At 52.4% G+C, this 21,255-nt stretch carries 16 protein-coding genes, 2 tRNA genes and 2 pseudogenes; 6 read left to right on the forward strand and 14 right to left on the reverse strand.

Annotation, left to right across the window (positions count from 1 at the left end):
• Positions 1 to 41: 41 nt before the first annotated feature.
• Positions 42 to 2,114, forward strand: coding sequence for a serine/threonine-protein kinase (locus SCARR_RS14880; protein ID WP_136062466.1), 2,073 nt, complete (start codon positions 42 to 44; stop codon positions 2,112 to 2,114).
• Positions 2,115 to 2,293: 179 nt separating this feature from the next.
• On the opposite strand, the gene SCARR_RS14885 is transcribed toward SCARR_RS14880, so the two are convergent.
• Both SCARR_RS14885 and SCARR_RS14890 read right to left on the reverse strand, forming a co-directional pair.
• Positions 2,294 to 3,679 carry a purple acid phosphatase family protein gene (locus SCARR_RS14885; RefSeq protein ID WP_168433332.1) on the reverse strand — a complete coding sequence of 462 codons (1,386 nt, stop codon included), beginning with the start codon at positions 3,677 to 3,679 and terminating at the stop codon, positions 2,294 to 2,296.
• Positions 3,680 to 3,888: 209 nt separating this feature from the next.
• Positions 3,889 to 4,488 carry a sulfatase/phosphatase domain-containing protein gene (locus SCARR_RS14890; RefSeq protein WP_168433333.1) on the reverse strand — a complete coding sequence of 200 codons (600 nt, stop codon included), beginning with the start codon at positions 4,486 to 4,488 and terminating at the stop codon, positions 3,889 to 3,891.
• A gap of 65 nt (positions 4,489 to 4,553) precedes the next feature.
• Between SCARR_RS14890 and SCARR_RS14895 the strand changes: the two are divergent.
• Positions 4,554 to 5,712, forward strand: a pseudogene (locus SCARR_RS14895) (DUF4372 domain-containing protein).
• A gap of 248 nt (positions 5,713 to 5,960) precedes the next feature.
• On the opposite strand, the gene SCARR_RS14900 reads toward SCARR_RS14895, so the two are convergent.
• Positions 5,961 to 6,566: an RNA polymerase sigma factor gene (locus tag SCARR_RS14900; protein ID WP_168433334.1), complete on the reverse strand. Its 606-nt coding sequence runs from the start codon at positions 6,564 to 6,566 to the stop codon at positions 5,961 to 5,963.
• A 163-nt stretch (positions 6,567 to 6,729) separates the two neighbouring features.
• Between SCARR_RS14900 and SCARR_RS14905 the strand changes: the two genes are divergently transcribed.
• Positions 6,730 to 6,814, forward strand: a tRNA-Leu gene (locus SCARR_RS14905).
• 257 nt (positions 6,815 to 7,071) lie between these two features.
• Here the strand turns inward: SCARR_RS14905 and SCARR_RS29305 are convergent.
• The 6 genes and pseudogenes from SCARR_RS29305 to SCARR_RS14935 form a co-directional block, all read right to left on the reverse strand.
• A pseudogene (locus SCARR_RS29305) lies at positions 7,072 to 7,239 on the reverse strand (hypothetical protein); the annotation flags it as partial.
• Positions 7,240 to 7,310: 71 nt separating this feature from the next.
• Positions 7,311 to 7,682 carry a hypothetical protein gene (locus tag SCARR_RS14915; RefSeq protein ID WP_136062470.1) on the reverse strand — a complete coding sequence of 124 codons (372 nt, stop codon included), beginning with the start codon at positions 7,680 to 7,682 and terminating at the stop codon, positions 7,311 to 7,313.
• The gene (locus SCARR_RS14920) at positions 7,679 to 8,044 is read right to left on the reverse strand and encodes a DUF6804 family protein (RefSeq protein WP_136062471.1); all 366 of its coding nucleotides are present in this window, start codon (positions 8,042 to 8,044) and stop codon (positions 7,679 to 7,681) included. Before SCARR_RS14920 ends, SCARR_RS14915 begins: the two co-directional genes overlap by 4 nt.
• Positions 8,045 to 8,741: 697 nt before the next feature.
• Positions 8,742 to 8,816: transfer RNA gene (locus SCARR_RS14925), tRNA-Gly, on the reverse strand.
• A 2,018-nt stretch (positions 8,817 to 10,834) separates the two neighbouring features.
• Positions 10,835 to 11,659, reverse strand: coding sequence for a hypothetical protein (locus tag SCARR_RS14930; RefSeq protein ID WP_136062472.1), 825 nt, complete (start codon positions 11,657 to 11,659; stop codon positions 10,835 to 10,837).
• A 140-nt stretch (positions 11,660 to 11,799) separates the two neighbouring features.
• Complete coding sequence (locus tag SCARR_RS14935; RefSeq protein ID WP_136062473.1) at positions 11,800 to 12,240, reverse strand: hypothetical protein; 441 nt, start codon at positions 12,238 to 12,240, stop codon at positions 11,800 to 11,802.
• Between the two features lie 146 nt (positions 12,241 to 12,386).
• Between SCARR_RS14935 and SCARR_RS14940 the strand changes: the two genes are divergently transcribed.
• Both SCARR_RS14940 and SCARR_RS14945 read left to right on the forward strand, forming a co-directional pair.
• Positions 12,387 to 13,529, forward strand: coding sequence for an IS110 family RNA-guided transposase (locus SCARR_RS14940; protein ID WP_136062474.1), 1,143 nt, complete (start codon positions 12,387 to 12,389; stop codon positions 13,527 to 13,529).
• Between the two features lie 1,618 nt (positions 13,530 to 15,147).
• A complete protein-coding gene (locus SCARR_RS14945; protein ID WP_136062475.1) occupies positions 15,148 to 16,239 on the forward strand; it encodes a glycosyltransferase family 4 protein in 1,092 nt (363 codons plus the stop codon).
• Here the strand turns inward: SCARR_RS14945 and SCARR_RS14950 are convergent.
• From SCARR_RS14950 to cmoA, 5 genes are all read right to left on the reverse strand, one after another.
• Complete coding sequence (locus tag SCARR_RS14950) at positions 16,215 to 17,252, reverse strand: glycosyltransferase (protein ID WP_222846332.1); 1,038 nt, start codon at positions 17,250 to 17,252, stop codon at positions 16,215 to 16,217. The genes SCARR_RS14945 and SCARR_RS14950 overlap by 25 nt on opposite strands.
• A 102-nt stretch (positions 17,253 to 17,354) precedes the next feature.
• Entirely contained in the window at positions 17,355 to 18,878 is a 1,524-nt protein-coding gene (locus SCARR_RS14955) for a glycosyltransferase family 39 protein (protein WP_136062476.1), read from the reverse strand.
• A gap of 22 nt (positions 18,879 to 18,900) precedes the next feature.
• Positions 18,901 to 19,203 carry a lipid-A-disaccharide synthase N-terminal domain-containing protein gene (locus SCARR_RS14960; protein WP_136062477.1) on the reverse strand — a complete coding sequence of 101 codons (303 nt, stop codon included), beginning with the start codon at positions 19,201 to 19,203 and terminating at the stop codon, positions 18,901 to 18,903.
• Positions 19,200 to 19,982, reverse strand: a complete 783-nt coding sequence (locus SCARR_RS14965; protein WP_222846333.1) for a glycosyltransferase family 2 protein — start codon at positions 19,980 to 19,982, stop codon at positions 19,200 to 19,202. Before SCARR_RS14965 ends, SCARR_RS14960 begins: the two co-directional genes overlap by 4 nt.
• A 13-nt stretch (positions 19,983 to 19,995) precedes the next feature.
• The gene (gene cmoA, locus SCARR_RS14970) at positions 19,996 to 20,745 is read right to left on the reverse strand and encodes a carboxy-S-adenosyl-L-methionine synthase CmoA (protein WP_136062478.1); all 750 of its coding nucleotides are present in this window, start codon (positions 20,743 to 20,745) and stop codon (positions 19,996 to 19,998) included.
• Between the two features lie 260 nt (positions 20,746 to 21,005).
• Here cmoA and SCARR_RS28210 point away from each other — a divergent pair, with 260 nt between their 5' ends.
• Positions 21,006 to 21,155 carry a hypothetical protein gene (locus SCARR_RS28210; protein WP_168433335.1) on the forward strand — a complete coding sequence of 50 codons (150 nt, stop codon included), beginning with the start codon at positions 21,006 to 21,008 and terminating at the stop codon, positions 21,153 to 21,155.
• The last annotated feature ends 100 nt before the right edge of the window (positions 21,156 to 21,255 follow it).

Consider the following 21,255-nt stretch of genomic DNA (forward strand, 5'->3'; position numbering starts at 1 on the left):
GCGCTATAAATGCCGGTTCCAACTCGAGGAAAGTTTTCAGTATGGCGGAAGGCGACACTAAAGAACTGGAGAAGACGTTCAGCGATCGCAACGAGACGCTGCGCGACTTCTATAACACGGATGCCCTTTCGCTGACGGATGATGAAGCGGCATCGCTCACGCCCATCCTTAATTCGCTCAAGGACAATGTGGAGCGCTACCGCGAGATCAACAAAATCGCGGAGGGCGGCGAAAAAAAAGTGGCGCTCGTGCACGACCACCGGCTGGACCGCCGGGTGGCGATGGCCCGTTCCGTGCGCGCCGACAACTTGCAGGATCAGGAGCAGTTTCTGCGCGAAGCGCGCCTGACGGCCAATCTCGCGCACCCGAACATTATGCCGGTCTACAACATGGGGTTCGATCCCGACGGCGTGCCGTTCTTTTCGATGGAACTCGTGCCCGGCGACAGCCTCAAGACCATCGTTAAAAAGCTGCGCGACGGCGACGAAGGCTACCGCCGCGACTATCCGCTTGAAACCCTGCTCAATATTTTTATCAAGGTTTGCGACGCCATTGCCTATGCCCATTCGCGCGGCGTGCTGCATCTGGACATCAAGCCCGACAACATCCGCGTCGGCGAGTTCGGCGAAGTGCTGGTTTGCGACTGGGGCCTCGCGCGCGTGATGAACACCCCCGAAGATCGCCTGTCCGGAGAGGATTCCGAACAGCTCGACGCCGACGTGCTCAACGACATGACCCTTTCGGGCACCATGAAAGGGACGCCCGGTTTCATGGCGCCGGAGCAGACCCTCGCCTATGCCGAAAAGACCGAGCAGACCGATATCTATGCGCTCGGCGCCTTGCTCTACATGCTGCTGGCGCATGAACTCCCCGTGCAAGGCAGCTCGGCGAACGAGGTCGTTCAAAACACACGCGAGGGCAAGGTGGTGCCCCCGCGCCGGCGCAAGCCGGATGCACGGATTCCGAAAGGCCTCTCCGCCGTTATGATGAAGGCGCTTGCGCTGGAGCCTGCCAACCGCTACGAAAGCGTGCTGGCCTTGCGCCAGGAAATCAGCTGCTTCCTCTCCGGATACCCCACGCAGGCGGAGCATGCCGGATGGCTGATCCACATCTCCCTGCTGCTGCAGCGCCACAGCCGGCTGGCATCGCTCGTCATCTTTTTCCTGCTGCTGCTCGCCGTGGTGATCAGCGGCAACCTGGTGGCTATCAGCCGCGAGAAGGCCGATGCCGTAAAGGCGCGCGAGCAAGCGGAAGAAAACTTCAGCCTCTACGTAAAGCAGCAGCGGCTGGCGAAGGAGCTCGGCGAGGGGTTGAGCGAAGCCGTGTCCTATACCGTCCGCAGCCGCGACTTTGTCAATGCCGCCTCGATGGTCCAGCTCCTGGAAACCGGCCTCAAGGAAAACGTGGATACGGTCAAACGGCAAAACCTGCTGGAGCAAAAAGGCATCCTGCATTTTGTGCTGGGCGAATTCAACGCCGCCAACGAATGCTTTGACGGCGCAGGGCAATCGAAGCGGATCGGCCAGATGCGCACCCTGAGCCGCAAATACGCCAAGATTAAGCCGGTCGACAAAAGGCGCCTGACCGACCAACAGCTGGCCGACCTGTTCAATGAGGGCCGCGCCGCCAATCAAATGACGCTCTACTATCTGTACTACCACCACATGCGCCGCCGCCCAGCCTCGGCCTCGCCGGAAGAATATGCACCGCTCGCCTCCGCCGTGCTCGATAAACTCAATTATATTCCACGGGCCAAAGCGAAGCCATTGGCGCTAAGCAAGCGGGATGGTGGCTTCCACCTCAATCTGTCCGGCTCCGGCTACTCGGTCTTTTCCTTCAATATTATCGGGGTCTACCGGCGCAATATCGTGGAACCCTTGAAGTTGAAGTCATTGGATATCAGCCGCTCCAAGCTGGATAATCTGGGCGAGCTTCGCGGGTTGAAGCTCAACGAGTTGCGCATGACCGGCGTCAAGCTGGACAACAGGAAGCAGCTGGCCAAGCAGCTGGAGCCGTTCAAGCTCAAGCGCGTTGTGCTCACGGAAAGCGACTATCCCAAGGCCGTCATTACCGAACTGCGGAAAAGCATGGAAGTGGTCGATGCGAAAAAGTAGATCCATGCCTCATCTGCACGGAACGCTTTCCTGATGAAACGGTCAGATCTCATCGTGACTTAATGGCCACAAAGAGGCTCAAAATGCACAAAAACTAACACCGCCATCCCACAGGAGTTCAGGAAAATAAGCGTCGTCGCGTTGCCATACCTAAGGAACGCGACGAAAGGACGGTTACTTTACTTCGCCTCCCGAGCGTTCCAAACATGTGTATCAAGGATGTCTCCTGCGGGCGCATAGGCTGTGATCGTGCATTGATCGCCTTTGATGGAAAAGAGGCAGTAATGATATTCTGATGCAAAAGCGACAGAATACGGATTTTGGATTTCGCACCCCTCAACTTTATCACGCAATGGGGCGCCAGCTCCCCCAGACACAATAACGGAAATATTACCCGGCACCTCAGACCGTTCGTAGGTGTGATCATGCCCTGCAATCATGGCGGTCGCATTATATTTGGACATCAATGGAACAATCACTTCCTGTCCATCACGAATCGGTTGCTCTTTGGGTTGTCCATCGATGAGACGGCCGTGTTGTCCGGACGTCCAGGCGGGGAAGTGGGAGAACAAGAAAATGAATTTGGCATCGGATGCCGCGAGGACGCCCTCCAGCCATTTGGTTTTTTCGCTTTCCGCCGACCAGTCTTCTTCGCCATCAATAGAAATAATATGTGCAGAGCCGACTCGTTGCTCCCACGTTGGTGTTCCGCTCGGCGTCGGGAAGACGCGGGTGAATAGAGGCGCTCCACCTTCATGGTTCCCGATAATGGCGTAGTACGGAATGGTGGCAAAGAATTCCTTTGCCGGAGAAAAGAGTTCCTTATCCCAGAGCACATCATGTTGCCCAATAGTCACCATATCTCCGCTAAATGCGCAGAACATCGGCTTGTGTTTAGTGACAGCAGCGGCAATGGCCCCCCAGCCTTCCGGGTTCGAACGGCAGTCGCCCATCGCGATGAATTCAAGATCGCCGCCCAGAGGAAAAGTCTTCACGGAATAGCTTTCTGAAAGCGTTGCCCAAGCGGAGGTCGCATCGGGACGCCCCTGAAGCGTATAGGAGTAATCCGTGTTTGGAGAGAGTCCCTCGACTTTAAAGGAATGCATTAAGCCTTTTTTGGCAATCAGGGTTTGGTCGCCGAGGATCAGTTGTACTTCCGCAGGGAGGTTGACTCGGCAGGCCACCGTGACGGAGGTTTGACTAGCGCTTCCAAGGATTGGACCGGTTTGAAGAACAAGATCTTCAGCCAGCAGACCTTGCAGGGCGAATTTGCCATCGGTGGCCATATATACTTTTGAGGGCATTACTATTTGACTCTTTTTGCGCCTCTTTTTCTTCCCAGGAACGTAAGTTTTTGCGATCAGAACGTTCTCTCCTTCTTTCAACAGGGTTGCCGGGATTCCCGGGATGGTTCTGTATTCCATACCTTCCAGAGGAATTGGAACGGGGGCTCCGTTTAATGTGATATCTTTGATCGATTCAGGCAGATCGAGTGTCAACGATAGATAGTTCGGCGCATCCTCTAGTTCAAAAAAGATCTGATATCCATAGCGGTTCGTCTCCAAGCCTTCAACGGAATCGGCCCATTCGTTGGCCTCTCCATTGGCTTCAAGAAGAGATATTTGAATCGTCGACTGATCGAGCAGTTCCGTTGCCGCCTGTATGGAGAATGCGGAGACGATGACGGTTGTTGCCAGCCAATATAGTATATTCTTCTTCATAAGTATTCTTATCCTCAAGTCCCCTGCGTGTTAGCAGGAGACTATTTTGTTTTTTAATTTTTTTTCGATATCCGATCAAGGTGTGTTTGAAGCGCCCGATCCAACCTCTCTGCCACTTCAGGGTGCTCATCAATGACATTATTGGCCTCGCCGATATCCTCTTCGAGGTTGTAGAGGGTCGGGCCATCGCTTTCGCGTGTGGTTTCCTTCACTTTAAACACTTCTTTTCTATGATATTTCCACTTTCCGGAACGCACAGCCTTTCCCTGAAATACATAAAAGAAATGGTCATGCGGGGTTTTGGCCCCCTGATCTTTCCAGAGGCCCAAAATGTCTTTCCCATCAATACCATCCGGCACCGCGGTGCCGGAAATGTTGGCCAGTGTCGGGAGCAAATCAATTGAGAAAGCCATTTCCGAACAAACCGATCCGGCAGGAATTGTATCCGGCCAGCAAACGACGCACGGCACACACTGTCCGCCCTCGAAGCCGGTAAACTTACCCTCGAACAGCGGCTTGGCTGAGCCGCCGTTTCGGCCCTTTGACAACCAGGAACCATTATCCGAGGTAAAGATCACAATGGTATCCTGCTCAATACCCTGCTTTTTCAGATGATCCAGTACTCGGGCGGCGTTATAATCAATTTCTTCCACAGTCAACCCATAGAATTTTTAAAAAGTTGTAGCGGCTGGCCGCCGATTCCACTCAGAATCGGCGTATGAAAAAACAAAATAACAAACCAGCCAGAAGGAGAGTCTGTGTCCTTGCGCAGCTTTGCAAGTACATTCCGTCTCATGCCGTTTCCCGAATCGCCCGAGAAATTGAGGATGAAAAGAAGGCGCGAACCTTTTCCGCATGGAGCCACGTCGTCAGCTTATTATTTGCCCAGTTGTGCCACTGCATTTCGCTGGCGGATGTATGAGACGCGCTCGCGTTGCGAAAGTCGCGCCTCTCATTGCTGCGCGAAGCCACCGCCCCAAAACGCAATACGTTGAGCCATGCGAATAAAACGCGGGACCCCATGCTCATGGAGAAACTTTTTTGGGAGACGCTCAAAGCTCTGACGACGCAAAGCCCTGGGTTCGGACCCGCAGGCCGTTATTCTGGAATTCCGCGACGATTTAAAACCACGATTCACGCGATTGACTCCTCGACGATCAGTCTGGTCGCAAATTGTTTAGACTGGGCGAAGCATCGGCGACAAAAAGCTTCGGCGAAGCTTCATTTGACGCTGAACCTACAAACGTTCCTGCCGACCATTGCCATTGTTGAAGAAGCATCTCATCACGATTCAACACGCGCCCGCGAACTATGCGTCCCCTTGAAAGAGGGCGAAGGACAACATGAGCTGTACGGTGATTGAGGAACGCCCCGTCGATGCGGCGCAAGGCATCGTCCATGACCAGATCATCGTGCTCAACACCGAGCAAAGTCAAAAAGCCTATCCGCAACCGCTGCGTATAGTAACCGCGCGGGTCGAGATCAACGGGAAAGAGGTCGAGATGACCTTCATCACCAATAACATAAAATGGGCCGCCAGCTCCGTGGCCGACCTCTACCAATCGCGCTGGGGAATCGAAGTCTTTTTCAAACAGCTCAAACAAACGCTGAAACTCTCCGGCTTCATCGGCTACAGTAAAAAAGCGATACAGTGGCAGGTATGGGCCGCGCTTTTAGTATGGCTGCTCTCCCGCTACGCCGCATTCGCATCCGCTGGGACGCACAGCTTTAGCCGCCTGATGGCCTTGCTGCGCTCTTACGCCTGGGAGCGGTTCGATCTGAAAGAACTGCTGCAATTCCATGGAACAGCAGGCGGTCTTCCGCGCATGGCTGCGCTTCCCGGACAAGCCTGTTTTCCCGGTTTTGAACCGAAATAGGCCCCGCGCCATGGGACAGCAAGCGGCAACAAAGGAGATCTGGCACCTCATAGCAAAAAAGTGCGAATTCCAATTTTTCAAAAACCCTCTACTTAACCCTCTTTTTCAATGGGTTACGCAAATCTTCGTGCCCCTATGGGATGGTTGTGAAAAACTAACGTATTTTGGTCTTCGCGCCTCTTGTGCTTTTTCGTGGCTATCTTCCCGTTGTTTTCGGACGAATCTATAGAAGTCAAAAAAGCGCGTCGCTACTCTAGTTCGTCGCGCAAATGCCTGATTTCCAGAATCAGCCGTTCCTTCACCCGGTTTTTCAAGCGGTAGACCGAGTTTTCCTTCAGCCCCAGCTCGGCGGCAATCTCTTCAACGCTCTTGCCCTTGAGGGTCAACCGGAACGCATCCACCGCTTTCCCTGAAAACAGCGGCATAATATTTTCCAGCGCCAGATTCGTCAGATGGATCTCCCACTCGCGTTCGGCAATCTTGTCGATTTCAGGCAGGCGGATCGCCTTCAGATAAGTCAGGGTATCGTCCTGCCCCGCCTTCTCCAGCCGCTTTGCCTCGCGGGTGCGCTTGCGGATAAAGTCGGTCACACAGTTCTTGGTTACGGTGCTCAGCCAGCTGCGGAAGCGGTTGATCTTTTCGTAGTCCATCTTCGGCAGGCTGTTCCAGAGGTTGATCAAAACCTGTTGGAGAATGTCTTCCGTATCATGCTCCGAAATGTTCATGCTTCGGATAATCGCATAGATGTAGCGACGGTAGACGCGCACAAACTCCTCCCACGACGCGTCATCGTGCTGGTTTTGCACCCGCTGGATCAGTGTTGCTCTGGTTTTATACTGGTCTTCCGCTGCCAAGGTAGGCCTCTCTGCTTTTTGTGAATGGAGCAAGCTATGCCCCCATCGCCCAAAAAGCAAAATAAAACGGCGACCGGCCCCATCAGCCGCATCCGCGCAAATATTGTGAAATCAGTTGCCAAACCGCAGAAGTTTGCTATCTTGCTCAACTTTCCTACTCATTGCCGGAGTGGCGAAATCGGTAGACGCACGGGATTCAAAATCCCGCGGAGAAATCTGTGTGGGTTCGAGTCCCACCTCCGGCACCATTCCCTCCTTGGGGCATTTCAGGACTCAGCATCCCCCAACCCGCCATACCATTGACTGAAAGTGGGCTCGTTCCCTCTTGAATTCGGGACAGGGCAGGACTGGAGATGCCCCATTTTGTCCCATTTGTGGGGGCAGTATGTGGGGCAAAACCCAAATGCGGTAAACTGTGGATTGCGGCGGCGGTTGGAAGTAAATGCGTATCCGTATAAATCTGCGTGGTTAGCTTGATGTCGCTGTGTCGCATGAGTTCCTGCGCGGTACGCGGATTGACACCGGCAAGCATCATGAGTGTCCCAAAGGTTTTGCGCAACGCGTGGAAGTCCGCGCGTCCGCGTTGCGCATCTTCATACGCGATACCTGCGAGTTTAAGGTCCGCGCGGTAGATGCCACTCGTAAGTTTGGTTTGGATATTTCGGTCAATCACTCGGACTAATCATAAACCGCCAGCTCCCTCCTGAAATTGCTCCGGAGTGGCGGTCTGATTTGTTTTCATTATTATTTGTCCATGCCCCAAGGAAGTTCCTTAAGAGCCTGAACCAGTTCTGGTCGCATAATCCATCTGTAGTGCTCTCCTTCGGGAGTCTCCGGATCTCCTACCGCCAGAATGGTTATCCAGATGGGGGTCCCACCTTCTTTTTTATTCGGTTCAAAAGGAAGATGAGCTCCCAATAATTTTCCTAGCTTCCCATAATGAAGATTTGCGGCGGAGTAGTTGTCGTACCTTGCAGCCGCAGCTAGTTCTGTGGCAGTCAGCGTATGTTCATCAGCTTGATAGTGGGCTTTGAGCATTGCACGGTGACGGTCTGAAATTGCACCACGTTCCGCAAGAAGTGCTTTTTTGAATAAATCTGGCGTGAGTTCTTTCATTTTGAGGCCTCCTTTGTTTTTTGTTTATCTGAGTTTATAACGAGCTGCAGTTTTAAAGATTTCTCCAACATGTAGCGACCCCCATTTCTTATTGCTTTCAGAGAAAGCAAAAGTAAAACAGCGAGACAAACATCGACAACAGCCCACACATCTCGGTCTAGCCGGATTGGGGAAATAGGGTTGAACAGAACGCCAGCGAAAATGAAACCCCACATCCACGCTTTCTCTTCCAGCGTGTAGGAAAGATAGGCTCTGTATCCACACACCCCGCAGACCGCCCAACGAAGAATCTGGAAATAGGTATACGGCAATCCATCAAGTAAGCACATTAAAAGCATGCCTGATGCAATGATGGAGATCAATGCCCCCTAATTTCATAAAAACATCTTAGACATATAAAATTCTTTCCTCAATGCAAGAAATGAACATTAGAGTGTTTGGATCCAATCTAAAGAGTAGGCTTTTCGTCAACCAAGCCAGCTACAAAGGAAGGTTAGGTCCTCATTTTCCTGCGCGCGCGGGTGTGATACATCTCATCCGAGACCGTCTAAACAGTCAAACCGCATGAAGTATATCCACGCGCATTTACTTCCCAATCGCTGTAAACCCCTTGCAAAATCAATGTATCTGCACTTTGAACCCATGACGCACCATTTCCTGAGCTGGCCGGGCTATTGATATACTTCCCGAAAATCCGCGTACCTGTTCGGGACGATATCTATGCTTCAAAGGGGGTCGCGTCCCCTCCTCCCCCCAGAGGTAGGGGCCTCTCCAACGCCAACGTATCAAAGGCAGCTTCCGCAAAAGACAGACGGAACCGGCTTAAGTGTCCTACTTCAACTTATTGGGGTTACCGGTCTCATGGGGGATATTTGTGCGCCGAAAGTGCGCGGGGGTGGTGTCGCCATAGGGAAAACGGCAAATGTTTCCACTTTATTTCCACCCCTACTCAGTTTTAATCACGAGTTGTCACGCGCCATCAAAACCGGTGAAGAGTGGCCAAACATGCATAATAACCAATAAAAAAGGGCTTATCCTTGTGGACAAACCCTTTAAAGATGGAGCGGGAGACGAGAGTCGAACTCGCGACATACAGCTTGGGAAGCTGTCATTCTACCACTGAATTACTCCCGCTCAATGTATTGCTTTCCAAGTAGTTGCATAAACTGCAAACTCCTTTTTCAGCCCCGAAATAGCCAGACTCCGTCGGAAAGTTCGGGTTTGGCGGTTTGAAACGCCCTCTTTGTTTAGAGGGGTATCAAATCGGAACAACGAATAGGAGAGCACAATGGGACTGGAAATTGCCAGAAAAAAAGACCGGGCGCTGAAATCGAAATGGTGGTACGGACGGTTCGAGATCAACGGGAAATCAAATGGACGGCAAGCAATATGCTGAAAGGGGAAACATAGATCGTTATTCAGAACTCATTATTTTCAGCATTTCGCCCCTACGGGCTGCCGATTTTATTCCACCTGCTACGCCTTAGGATGGGTTGACGTTACACTCCTGCCGTTTGGCAGGCTCACTTTCTGTGGAGTAGATTGCTACGCCTACGCATCCCGCGACTTGCAGTTGGAGAGCCTAACTTGGCAGTTGCCGGCACCGTCTAAGGCTAAGGGCGCTAGGGGCTGTAGGGGCATCCGCAGAACACGCTGATTGCGCAGATTGATTTGGGAGGGGAATATGTCCACTCCGCGCCCCACGCCACGTCTAATTCATGGAGTCTTGATTAACTCCCTCTGAAACAGCACACGGGTTTCCCTCCTCTTTTTCCCGTGCGCTGTTTTTTTATGCCCAGAGCAGAAACCATTCCTGAATATTTTTTGAACGTTTTCCGGCGGGACGGTCTAAGATTAATAACATCTCCCTGATAAACAGGTTTTCTCCTTTTTTCTCCTGTTTAGAGCAGCGTACGGATCTCCCCCTTCCGTACGCTGTTTTTTTATACCTGCCGCACCAAGCCCGGAACCTTCTGCTCCAATAGGGACAACCGCAGAACACGCCGATTACGCAGATAGACCCGGACAGGAAATATTAAGATATCGGACTCCCATTTTCTGTTAACCATTAAGAAACTTGAAGATTCGGAATTATACTTTGGACAAAATCCGAGTTAGAAGTCTTGGCAGACTGAAAAAGGTTTAAGGATGATAGACAAACGTAGCGGAGAGGATAAAACTTAAGGCCCCAGCAACGATTCAACGGGCTGAAACATTAGAAAACAGGCTGGTTCGGGAAGAAATTTAGACGGCATTTCAATAAGGGGGCAACGGGGCCAGAAGCAAAAAACATCATTTCATAGGTCTGACCCCTTGCATTCCTGAATATTTTTTGAACGTTTTCCGGCGGGACGGTCTAAGATTAATAACATCTCCCTGATAAACAGGTTTTCTCCTTTTTTCTCCTGTTTAGAGCAGCGTACGGATCTCCCCCTTCCGTACGCTGTTTTTTTATACCTGCCGCACCAAGCCCGGAACCTTCTGCTCCAATAGGGACAACCGCAGAACACGCCGATTACGCAGATAGACCCGGACAGGAAATATTAAGATATCGGACTCCCATTTCCTGTTAACCATTAAGAAACTTGAAGATTCGGAATTATACTTTGGACAAAATCCGAGTTAGAAGTCTTGGCAGACTGAAAAAGGTTTAAGGATGATAGACAAACGTAGCGGAGAGGATAAAACTTAAGGCCCCAGCAACGATTCAACGGGCTGAAACATTAGAAAACAGGCTGGTTCGGGAAGAAATTTAGACGGCATTTCAATAAGGGGGCAACGGGGCCAGAAGCAAAAAACATCATTTCATAGGTCTGACCCCTTGCACGATTCAACGGGCTGAAACATTAGAAAACAGGCTGGTTCGGGAAGAAATTTAGACGGCATTTCAATAAGGGGGCAACGGGGCCAGAAGCAAAAAACATCATTTCATAGGTCTGACCCCTTGCGGGGAATTGCCCTCAAAACCGTACCGCTCAGGCCCAACCGAAAAGAACCCCGCTGCCTCAAACGCAGGCCCAAGCCCTATCAACTTTTGACCGAACATCGAAGTACCATGAAAGAGACGAAGCACCGCAGTAAATATCGTGTCAAAGCGGCTTAACTAAGTGCCATTCAGGTCTGACCCCTTTCATGGTGGTTCTGTTATCTTGTTAAGGTTTTCGCTCTGAAGTAATCCTGAAATAACGGTTTGGATTTGAGTGGGATGGTGTAACAGACATCACAGTTCCATCCCCAGAGATGTTGTTAGTTAACAAATTCCAAGTTCCACTCTGAAGGTTATCACAATATTTAATGCCATAACGGCATGATGATGAACTGTCGAAATTTATATTTCCTCCTGAGATAAGGCTCTTAAGGAAGTCAGAGTTATCCGTTGCATCAGTGTCGGAAGCATACTCCTGCCAATTTAGGAATCCGTCATTGTCAAAATCTGCAATATCAGCAGCTTCCCAATTTGCACTATACCCAAGGTTGGCTAACCATTCATACGGGGTTCCGTTTGTTGTTGAGAATTTCATATGTTCGGGAACTGTCATAGTCTGAGTCCAGAAGCCACCATTGTCGTCATCTAATATCATTTTAACTGAGGTGATCGACACAGTGCCGTTGAGGTTTTCAAACTCAACTCTACCTTCAAAATCCGTACGCCAAATATCGATGCTACTATTGTTAAACTTGGAGTTCAGATACATGACGGAGTGGTCCCAGCGATTTACAAAATCATCTGTAAAAAGTGGAGTTAATGATTTTTTATCTGCATAAAATCTAATGTAATAGCCCTCGGTTTGGGTCACTCCATCACCACCGAATGTGATGATAAATTTAACATCATATCCCTCTGTGTTTTCAGCTGTTGAGGTAAGATTCGAGAACACATAGGAAACAGGGGCTCCTGATTCAAGGGGAGTCTCGATTGCATATAATAAGTTGCAGGTTATCATGTACCCGAAAAACACAATTTTGATCTTATTCATTTTTACCTTTCATATTTAAAATACAGAACGTTTGAAATGAGGGGCGTGAAATTGAAACAACCTAAGGATATTGCGCGAGAACTGAATGGTTAAATTATCGCACGACATTTCACGTACCTCTCAATTGACTGGTTCTGCCATTATTTCCATTTTTCAAAGCGAAGGTATGGGGCAAAGATTTCTGGCAAGCTAGATAGTCTTTCGGCTAGTTCTTCTAGCAACTGGCTTTCTTCTTCGCACAACAGATTTCTCTCATCTCCCACTGGTAAATGTTCCAACCGAACATTGACTGTTCTCATACGTAATGCGTCTTTGTAAATACGATTGATGTAGTCTGGAATATCTGATCCGAACAAGAACGTCCCATCTTGGGTTTTTGCATTAAAAGTAGCTAGTTGCTTAAATTCAAAAGCACCCTCTTGTAGGATAATTATCAGAAACTCCTGAACCCCTTTATAGACAGAAAAGCGTTTTTCGAACAAATCGAGTTTGAATTTTTCTTTAGCTAGCTTGTGCTGTTGATAGCCAATCCACGCTACTATTGTTGCAACAAGTGTGGCTATACCTGTGATGGTATTCATAATTTTATCTCAGCAGACCCTATGGCTGAAGTTGATTCCGCCGCGGTCGTTGTCTTGTTAAAAAAGATGGCGTACCCGCGAACGAATCGCGGGCGGATCCGGTCACCACCGGATCCATTAACAACCTAAACCATAAGGAATACGCCATGAAAAAATGTACCGTAGGAATCGATGCACATAAAGAATCAAATGTACTCGCGCTCGCCTTTAACGACATGAAGCCCTCGATCCTCCATGGAAAGGTCTCCGCCGACCTGAACCGAACGGTCGACGCCATCCGCAAAATCCAAAAGAAGCATGATCTGCAAAAAGAGGATCTGCAAATCTGTTATGAGGCGGGGCCGACGGGATTCGTGCTGGCCCGCCGATTGATCAAGCTTGGGTACGACTGTCAGGTGATCGCGCCGTCACTGATTCCCACCAAGCCCGGAGAGAAACGCAAAACAGATAAACGCGATGCCCGGAAGTTGGCGGAGATGCATCGATCGGGACACTTGACTGCGGTGCACATTCCGGAGGTGGACGATGAAGTGGTGCGCGATGTATGCAGGGGGCGGACCGATGCGGTGAATGATCTCAAAGCTTCAAAAAAGCAGTTGCTCTCTTTCCTGCTCCGCAACGGCTATCGCTACCCGGAGAAAGCACGCTGGACCGAAGCGCATATGCGTTACTTGCGTGAACTGGTGATGGCGCATCCGACTCAGAAAATTCTATTGGAAGAGTACATCCGCCGGATCGACAACGCCGGGGAACAAATCAAACGACTGGAGGATCAGATGGAGAAAATCCTGAGCACCTGGAAGCGGAAGCCACTCGTAGAGGCTTTGATGGGAATGCGCGGATTCAAGATGGTGGCGGCGATGGTGATAGTCAGCGAGATCGGCAATTTCGGCCGTTTCAAACATCCGAAGCAACTGATGGCCTACCTCGGTCTCATTCCGTCGGAAGAAAGCTCGGGGGAAACACGCCGGATGGGATCGATCACCAAATGCGGCAACGCCCACGCGCGCTGGATTCTCATTGAATGCGCGGGGCACTACAAACTGCCGGCCAAAGTATCGAAGGCCCTCTCGGTCCGGCAGGAAGGACTATCGAGGGACGTCAAAAAAGTCTCCTGGCACGCGCAGAACCGGCTCAGCAAACGCTGGTATAAACTGGCCCTGCGCGGACTGCACACCAATAAAATCCGAACCGCCATCGCCCGCGAACTCTCCTCCTACATCTGGGACATCGCCATAATCATCGAACAGCAAGACGCCCCTTGTCCGTCAAGCGCGCTCCTCGCGTAACGTCGCTTCGCGTCGGCCTTCGGCCCTTATAGGGGAAGACACCTGGCGCTCGGCGAGCCACTTGCGAGACGCATTTACTTTTCGTTCCGAAAACAATTTTAAAAGGAGAACCACCCCGCTTTATAAATCATTCAAACCACCCGTGCGAACGGGAGCAGCAGAGGCCAGCCCCTGATAACGTTATACGACTAAACCACAGAGATCCGACGGGATCGCGGTTGAGTGTCAGACACCCAGACAACGGGAAGGGCCGCGGTGAACAAGGATACTACTGGTAGTTCATGCCCTCACCGGCATGGCAATGAGTCCAAGGATATGAGCATAACCCTGCGTGCGGCTAAACCGCTCACCCTGCGTGCGCTCCTTTCGCGGGTGGTTTGAATGAGAGTTCCCCTTTTCCGGATGCCGATCGACCGTGTGGAAAAAGTGGGGATAATATTTTTTTGCCCTGTTGACAAAACTTCAGCCATATGAACGTTACTCATGACCCTGAGTGGATTGTGCTTCAACTTTATCAACGGGCGTTGTCACGGTAAGGTCAAGCCTCTGGTTCGCTGATTTTATTTTGCAAATGTCCAGAACTCTCGTTGTTTATCCCATTTTATGACAGTAGAAGGCTCTATTTGCTGAGGTTCACCATTTTTGAAAGGAACGGAGGCCTCCTTGTAGCGTTGTATGAATATATTCAGGAACTCAAGTGCGGCCGAGCATCGTCTTTCTAAATCCTCATTTGAGAAAAATATATCATGGCGTTGCTGATGTTCGTGATTAAAAAGGGGTCAGACCTATGAAATGATGTTTTCTGCATTTCCTCTACTCCCTTCATCCGAGAGGCGGACCACTTTTTTCATTATCCGCCCACACAACTGCACGCCCCATACGCACAGCAAAATATATATACGTACACCTTGCTCGGGTTTAGATTGAAGTTAAGGAAAGGGTTTAGAGAAGTTGGGGGTTTGCGCGCAGCGCTTTGGAGTGCGGAAACCACGTTACCGCTTTCCGTCTGCAAAGGCTGTTCTTGCGCAAAAGCGCTGACGGAGTCAGCGCACTCCAAGGCGGTTGCACCGCATTTGCGACGGATGAACGGCCCGCCCGGTGGTCTCGCCCTGCCAAAGAACAATCCTGTTCATTCTGTCATCCCGTCTAAAAAATAGCCTCTTCCGCCGAATCGGTGGGCAGGACTTTGGAGAAACAAACCTAACCACCGTATTTATAGCATGTTACGCTTGCGCTTATGTGTGTTTTTATCGATACAGAATATTTCGCACCAGAATTCGAAGCCCGATGCCCATCAAAAGCAAGTTTTTACAGGGCAAACGAGCCATTCGCTCCTAAGCGCCTTTCCCTCGGAAAAGTTATTCACCCACCGATTCAGCGGACGACCCTGTTTTCTTTGGCTTCGTGGCTTTGTGGAAATTGTTCGCTATTCGCTCTCAATCATGTGTGAGAAACAATACCTTTCAGATTAATCCCATATGAGTAATTGGTGCGCCAACCGGATAGGCATGCAACAATCCAGGCCGTAAGGCTGCGGGTATAAACCACGCACACTTCCGCGCAAACTCCGCGGTTTAACCGCTTCAAGTCTGCCCGCCTAACTGCTAGCTTATCCCCCATGCATATTGTCCAAATCCTACCCGAGCTCAACCAAGGCGGCGTCGAACGCGGCGTTGTGGATTTTAGCCGCGAGCTGGTGCGGCGCGGGCATGGTTCAACGGTCATCTCCGCCGGCGGCGAATTTGCCGCCCGAATCGAAGAAGAAGGCGGCCGCCACATTGCGCTGGACGTCTGCTCCAAGAACCCGCTGAGCTTTCCCTTGCGGGTTCTCAAGCTGCAGGCCGCTTTAGCCGAGCTAAAGCCGGACCTCCTTCATGCCCGCAGCCGGGTTCCGGCGTGGCTGGCTTGGTTTGCCAATAAAAAGCTTCGGATCCCCTTCGTCACCACCGTCCACGGCTTCAACAGCGTCAGTCGCTACAGCGAAATCATGCTGAAAGGCGAGCGCGTGATCTACGGAAGCACGGCCATCAAGGACTACATTCTCAAAAACTATTCGATCGATGAATCCCTCTTGCGCTATGTGCCGCGCGGCATCGACATGGACTATTTCGACCCCGCCTGTGCCGACCAAGCCTTTATCAACGGCTTTAAAAAACAGCATGGGCTCGGGGGCCGGCGCCTGGTCACCATTGTCGGCCGTATCACCGAATGGAAGGGCCACGGCAGCTTTATCCGTGCTCTGGCCGAAGTGCAGCGGCGGCACCCGGACATTGTCGGCGTGGCGGCCGGCGGCGCGTGGCATGGCAAAGACGACTATTTTGACTCGCTCAAAAAACGGGCACAGGAGCTGGGAGCGGACATCCGCTTTGTTGGCTCGCAGCCGCAGGTGCGCGAAATCTATGCCTTGAGCGACTTCATCGTTTCGGCGGCCTCGAGCAAGCCCGAAACCTTCGGACGAACCGCCGCCGAGGCGCTGGCCATGAATACGCCGGTGATCGCCAGCGCGCATGGAGGATCGCTCGACATTCTGCTCGACGGGGAAAATGGATTCTTCTTTCCGCCCGACGACCATCAAGCGATGGCCGAAAAACTGCTCGAAGCCTTAGGGTTCGGCTTTTCCAATATGCGTGAGCACATCGAAACAAATTTCAGCCTCGGCCACATGACCGACACCGAGCTGGCGGTCTACCGCGAACTGACGGATTCGTAAAGCGCTTCGAACCGCGGAAGTACGGCGTCTTCATGGTAGGTGGTGCGATACAGCTCCAACGCCGCCGCCGCCTTTTGACGGGCGTCTTCCGGATGAGCCGCCGCCTGTCGCAGTCCAGCCACCAAGGTTTCAACCGAATCGATGTCGGCAAAATACGCGGTTTCGTCCGTCAGCACCTGGACCGGCCCCTGCGTGCGGGTCGTAACAATCGGAAGCCCGCGCGCCATGGCTTCGAGCATCACGATTCCAAACGGTTCGTCGCGCGAAGGCAGCACAAATACATCCGCTTCATCCAGCGCCTGCCCCACATCATCGATCCAAACCCCCAAGTTGACGCGGCCGGCCAGCCCCAGTTTGACGGACAGCGCCTGCAGCGCGTCCAGTTCGGGGCCCGAACCGCCAATGAGCAGTTCGGCTTCCACGCCGCCGTCGATCAGTTTTTTCAAAGCCTGAAGCAGCACGTCAAAGCCCTTTTTGTGCACGCAGCGGCCATAGGTCAGCAGCCGCAGCGGACGTGCCTCAGGAGTCCGGGCCTCCGCAACGGGCGGCACGCGGGAAAAGTTCGGAATCACCGTAACGCGGTCTTCGGGCCAATTGAGTTTTAACGCGTGCCGGCGCTGGTCCTCCGTGGTGCCGATCAGCGTATGAACATAGCGGTAGCGCTCGAGCTTTACATAGTTATGCAGTTTGGAAACCACGGGAACACCGGCCCTATGGGCGCCGCGCCCTCCATGCCACGCCGCCCGCTTGAGCTGCGTGTGCACAATCGACGGCTCGAACGCCCGAATCAGATTGGCAATCCTCCGCGGGGCCATGAAATCGTATTCGCCCCCGGCCTTGATGGTTTCGAGCGTCAAGCCCGGTACATTTTCCAAAAGCCCGCGTTTCACAAAATCGCGATGACAGATGGCCTGCACTTCGTGTCCGCGCGCCGCCAACGCCAGCGCGGTGTCCACAAACGAACGTTCGGCGCCGCCGAATCCCTTGCCCAACATAATCTGCGTAATTTTCATAACCTAAAACCGTTGTCCTGAATAGCCCGCAACATATCGCGTTGATCAATAAAGGAGAAGGCTCTAGTTGCGTCAACTCGCAGAAAGGGAAGCAGCAAAAGGTTAGTTGACGCGAAACCAGGCCAGATTCAAAGCGCGCAGCTCGGTTCCGTATTTATAGGGCGCATAAAGCATTGCAACCCCTTCAAATTCGATGGTCTCCAGGCCGGTCTGCTCCTTTGCAAATGCGAGCAGCCGACCAGGCACCTGGCGGGGCCCTGCATTCCGGCCAGCATGTTTTTCCCGCCACGCCAGCACCACCGTTTGATGGGTGCGGGGTGCGACGGGGAAATAGTCCATGTCCGCTGACAAAGCCACAACGTTACCGGGCAGATGGTGCATTAAATTTCCGGCGACGCGAACCCGGTCGGTAATCAGCAGAAAATCGCCGGTCACCGGAAACTGCTCAACGAGCTCCCGGTACGGCTCGTTGAGGCGTTTATAGTTGCCCGGCCTCGCCGCGGCAACCCGCACGCCCAAGGCCACCGGGATGGCGAGACCCACCACCAGCGAGATCGCGAGAAACAGCCGGAGCTGACGCTGCGTGACCTTGCGGCAGCGGAACAAGTAAAAGCACAAAACCGCCGGCAAAAAAACCAGCGACGGCAGCAGCCAGCGCCCCTTAAAGTCGCCAATGCCAAAAGCAACAAACCCCAGCATCACGCATAGAAGCACGATGAGGTAGCGACGGAACAGCTTGCCCAGCATCTGCTCGGGACCGGACAGCGCAGGCTTGCGGGGAGACGAGCGCCAAAAGACAATCGCCGCCGTCGCCAGCAAGGCCCCCGCAATGCCGGAGATCGAGCCAGCCATGTTTTTTAGGCCCTCAATCCGAATTCCGATGGCCGAGCCGTCCTCGGTCAGATCCAGCTTGTCGATGGAATTGGCCGTTGCGTCGCCGAGGTGCTGAAACAGCCAATACCAATGCGGCGCGCAGAGCACGGCCATAACCAGCAGGGCCAACCCTGCGCGCGGAACCCAAAAGCGCCTCCTCAGCTCCCCGATGCCCGCCGCCACAGCGAGCATGGGGACCACCAGCAGCAGGGTGTTGTATTTTGAAAGCAGACAGCTGCTGAGGGCCAGTCCAAACAGGATGAAGTCCTTCGCACCGTTGGCCTTCAACAAAATGCGGATCAATGCATAAAAAAACCACATGCCGCTAAACGCCGCGAGAACCGTATGCGTGAGGTCGCGCTGGGCCTCGAACGAAAATTCCGGCATCAGGAAAAGCATGGCCACAGCCAGAACCGCGCCAGCTGCGGGAGTGACCAGCATCCGGGTGGTTTTGTACATCAGGGCAAACAGGCCCAGAAACAGCAGGTGCTTAAACAGCGAAAGAGCCAGCACCGGACTGGGGATCAATGCAAAAAACCCTTGCTGGATCCAGTTGTACAGCGGGGGCTGCGGGCCATAACCCAACACCAGCCATTGCGACAAAAAAAGCTGCTCGGCCTCATCAAGCCCCAGCGAGTCGGAAATCGAAACCCGCAGAACAACCTGCACGACCGCGTTCAACCCCAGCAGGATGAAAAGAACGACCGGCCAACGCGGGCCGCCGATCGATTGAACGGAGGAATGTTCATTCATATGTTATCGCTTCCAGAGGTATCTAACTTGCTTTTTTCAACTCGAGCGAGGCCAGTTTCTTTTGGTATTTGAACATAAGCGCAATGTTGCGGCTGTAGATGAACAGGCCGAAGCTTTGCCCCAGAATAAAGACCGGATCGCGCCGATGAACCGCATAGGAAAAAAGAGCCAACGCGCCCAAGATGCTTAAATACCAAAACTGCGCAGGCACAATGGAGTTCCCCGCTTTTTCACTCGCCCACCACTGAACCAGCATTCGAAGCGAAAACATCACTTGCCCCAAAAGGCCAAGCAATACCCACGGATCAGTCAATAGTTCTATCATCTGTCTTCCTTTGCGGTGGCGCGTTCAGAAACTTCACCTTCTATTTCGGGCACATTTGTGCGTCTGGTCAACCACATGACCCCAAGCACATCCGACAACCCGTTCAGCAGCCGGTCCACCGTGCCATAGTTCGAACGGCCATGCCAGCGATCCAAGTGGTTCACTTCCATGCTTTGCACGGAGTATCCGTTGTTGCGGAAAAGAACCGGCAGGTATCGATGCATATGGTTGAAATTTGGAAGTTCGAGAAAAACCTCCCGACGGAACATCTTAATGCCGCAGCCACTGTCCGGCGTATGGTCGCGCAGCATTTTGGCGCGAACCATAGCGGCGAAACGAGAGCTGAAGCGCCGCCATGCCGTATCTCGGCGGGACGCCCGATTCCCAATAATCATGGCCAGTGCGGGATCCGCGGCCACCTGAAAGGCTTCGAGCAGGCGGGGCAGATCGGCGGGGTCGTTTTGGCCGTCGCCGTCCAGCGTGGCAATCAGCTCCGCCCTCGCTTGCCGAACGCCGGTAACCACCGCGCGGCTTTGACCACAGGAAGTGCGGTGATGGAAAACCCGGAGAGTCGCGAATTTGGACGCTAACCGCTCCAACTCCTTGCGGCTGCTATCCGTACTGCCGTCGTTCACATAAATAATTTCATGATCGACGCGCTCCAGGCTCTTCGAAATATGTTCGATCAGCGACGCTAAATTTTTTGCTTCATTGTGAACCGGCACCACAACCGAAAGCGTCGGACAAGATGAATCCCGCATGACCCGCGTTGACTTCATAAATTACCCGCTCCTACTTGACCGCAATAATGCCGCAAAAGTTATACCACCTGAAATATTCCTCCACATAGCGGAAGCCTGTTTCCTTTAGCAAATGGATGTTTTCTTCGCTGCGGTAGGGAATCAACACGTTCTCCAGCGCCTCGCGCTTCTTGGAGATTTCAATCTCGGAATACCCTTTCCGCCGCTTGTATTCATAGTAGTGCTCGATAAACAGCCGATTAAAGTCGGTATGCTCGCAAGTCAGCTTTTCCACTATAATCAAGCACCCGTTTTCGTTCAGCCCGTTATAAAGCGTCTTCATCACCTGGTCGCGGTAAAGCGGCCGCACAAACTGCAGCGTCAGGAGCATCGTGACCACGCTGGCGTTTTCAACCACCATTCCTTTGTGCACATCAACCGCCTGCAATTCGATCGCACGCCGGGTGCCGGACTGGGCGATTTTTCCCTTGGCCTTGAGCAGCATCTCCTCGGAATTGTCGATGCCGAAAAAGCGTACGGAAGGATCCAGCTTTTCATCCAGCGCCAGCAGCGTGGTGGCGGTGGAGCAGCCAATATCGTACAGGTTGCTGCCGGGCTCGGCGAAATCGGCCGCCAGTTCGCAGCTCATGCGCTGGATTTCATCATAAAAAGGAACCGACCGGCTGACCATGTCGTCAAACACGCTGGCCACTTTTTGATCGAATGAAAAATCGGCAATCTGGGAAGCGGCGTCATCAAACACGCGGTCAGTGCTCCCTTCACTCTTTTCTTTATTCAACATGGCTATGGCTTCCTATACGTTTAACACGGCGCTGCGCGGCATGTGCGGCACTCTATCCAGCCTTTTCAAATGATTTGCTGGGCAGGCATGGAAAGTAACTAATCGATCCGTTCGAATCAATGGACGATAAATAACCAATTGGTCATCAGCCCCGCCCCTCCCGCGCATGATGCGGCAAAGGTAAAGCATGACTAAATGGTTATGATTGCTTCATTGGAACGCAGTCCGCCAGCCTCTAAACATTGCTTTCTATGAAGTCCATGCTGCGAACCAAACTGCTTTCAACGGCCCTGCTGCTTGCCGCGACGGCCGCACTCCTTCTGGCGGGATTGCGCGAAACACCGCTGGCCAACGACCGGGCGCACCGGGCCAACGTCACCGGCGAACGCTGCTACACCCTCCAGCAATAAACAGTTTCAGCGCGCTTCAATGAATACGAAACTACGCTGAAGTAACCACGGCACCCAAGTCATACCATTATCAGTTTTACGATTTAGAGAGCAGGCGGGA

Source organism: Pontiella sulfatireligans (assembly GCF_900890705.1).
GTDB classification, from domain to species: Bacteria; Verrucomicrobiota; Kiritimatiellia; order Kiritimatiellales; family Pontiellaceae; genus Pontiella; species Pontiella sulfatireligans.

Bases quoted from the DNA above. Each gene is read 5' to 3' on its own strand.
- SCARR_RS14935 (WP_136062473.1), bottom strand. From the start codon at position 12,240: ATGAATACCATCACAGGTATAGCCACACTTGTTGCAACAATAGTAGCG.
- SCARR_RS28210 (WP_168433335.1), top strand. From the start codon at position 21,006: ATGCTGCGAACCAAACTGCTTTCAACGGCCCTGCTGCTTGCCGCGACG.
- SCARR_RS14930 (WP_136062472.1), bottom strand. From the start codon at position 11,659: ATGAATAAGATCAAAATTGTGTTTTTCGGGTACATGATAACCTGCAAC.
- SCARR_RS14955 (WP_136062476.1), bottom strand. From the start codon at position 18,878: ATGAATGAACATTCCTCCGTTCAATCGATCGGCGGCCCGCGTTGGCCG.
- SCARR_RS14945 (WP_136062475.1), top strand. From the start codon at position 15,148: ATGCATATTGTCCAAATCCTACCCGAGCTCAACCAAGGCGGCGTCGAA.
- SCARR_RS14950 (WP_222846332.1), bottom strand. From the start codon at position 17,252: ATGAAAATTACGCAGATTATGTTGGGCAAGGGATTCGGCGGCGCCGAA.
- SCARR_RS14880 (WP_136062466.1), top strand. From the start codon at position 42: ATGGCGGAAGGCGACACTAAAGAACTGGAGAAGACGTTCAGCGATCGC.
- cmoA (WP_136062478.1), bottom strand. From the start codon at position 20,745: ATGTTGAATAAAGAAAAGAGTGAAGGGAGCACTGACCGCGTGTTTGAT.
- SCARR_RS14915 (WP_136062470.1), bottom strand. From the start codon at position 7,682: ATGAAAGAACTCACGCCAGATTTATTCAAAAAAGCACTTCTTGCGGAA.
- SCARR_RS14965 (WP_222846333.1), bottom strand. From the start codon at position 19,982: ATGAAGTCAACGCGGGTCATGCGGGATTCATCTTGTCCGACGCTTTCG.
- SCARR_RS14940 (WP_136062474.1), top strand. From the start codon at position 12,387: ATGAAAAAATGTACCGTAGGAATCGATGCACATAAAGAATCAAATGTA.
- SCARR_RS14960 (WP_136062477.1), bottom strand. From the start codon at position 19,203: ATGATAGAACTATTGACTGATCCGTGGGTATTGCTTGGCCTTTTGGGG.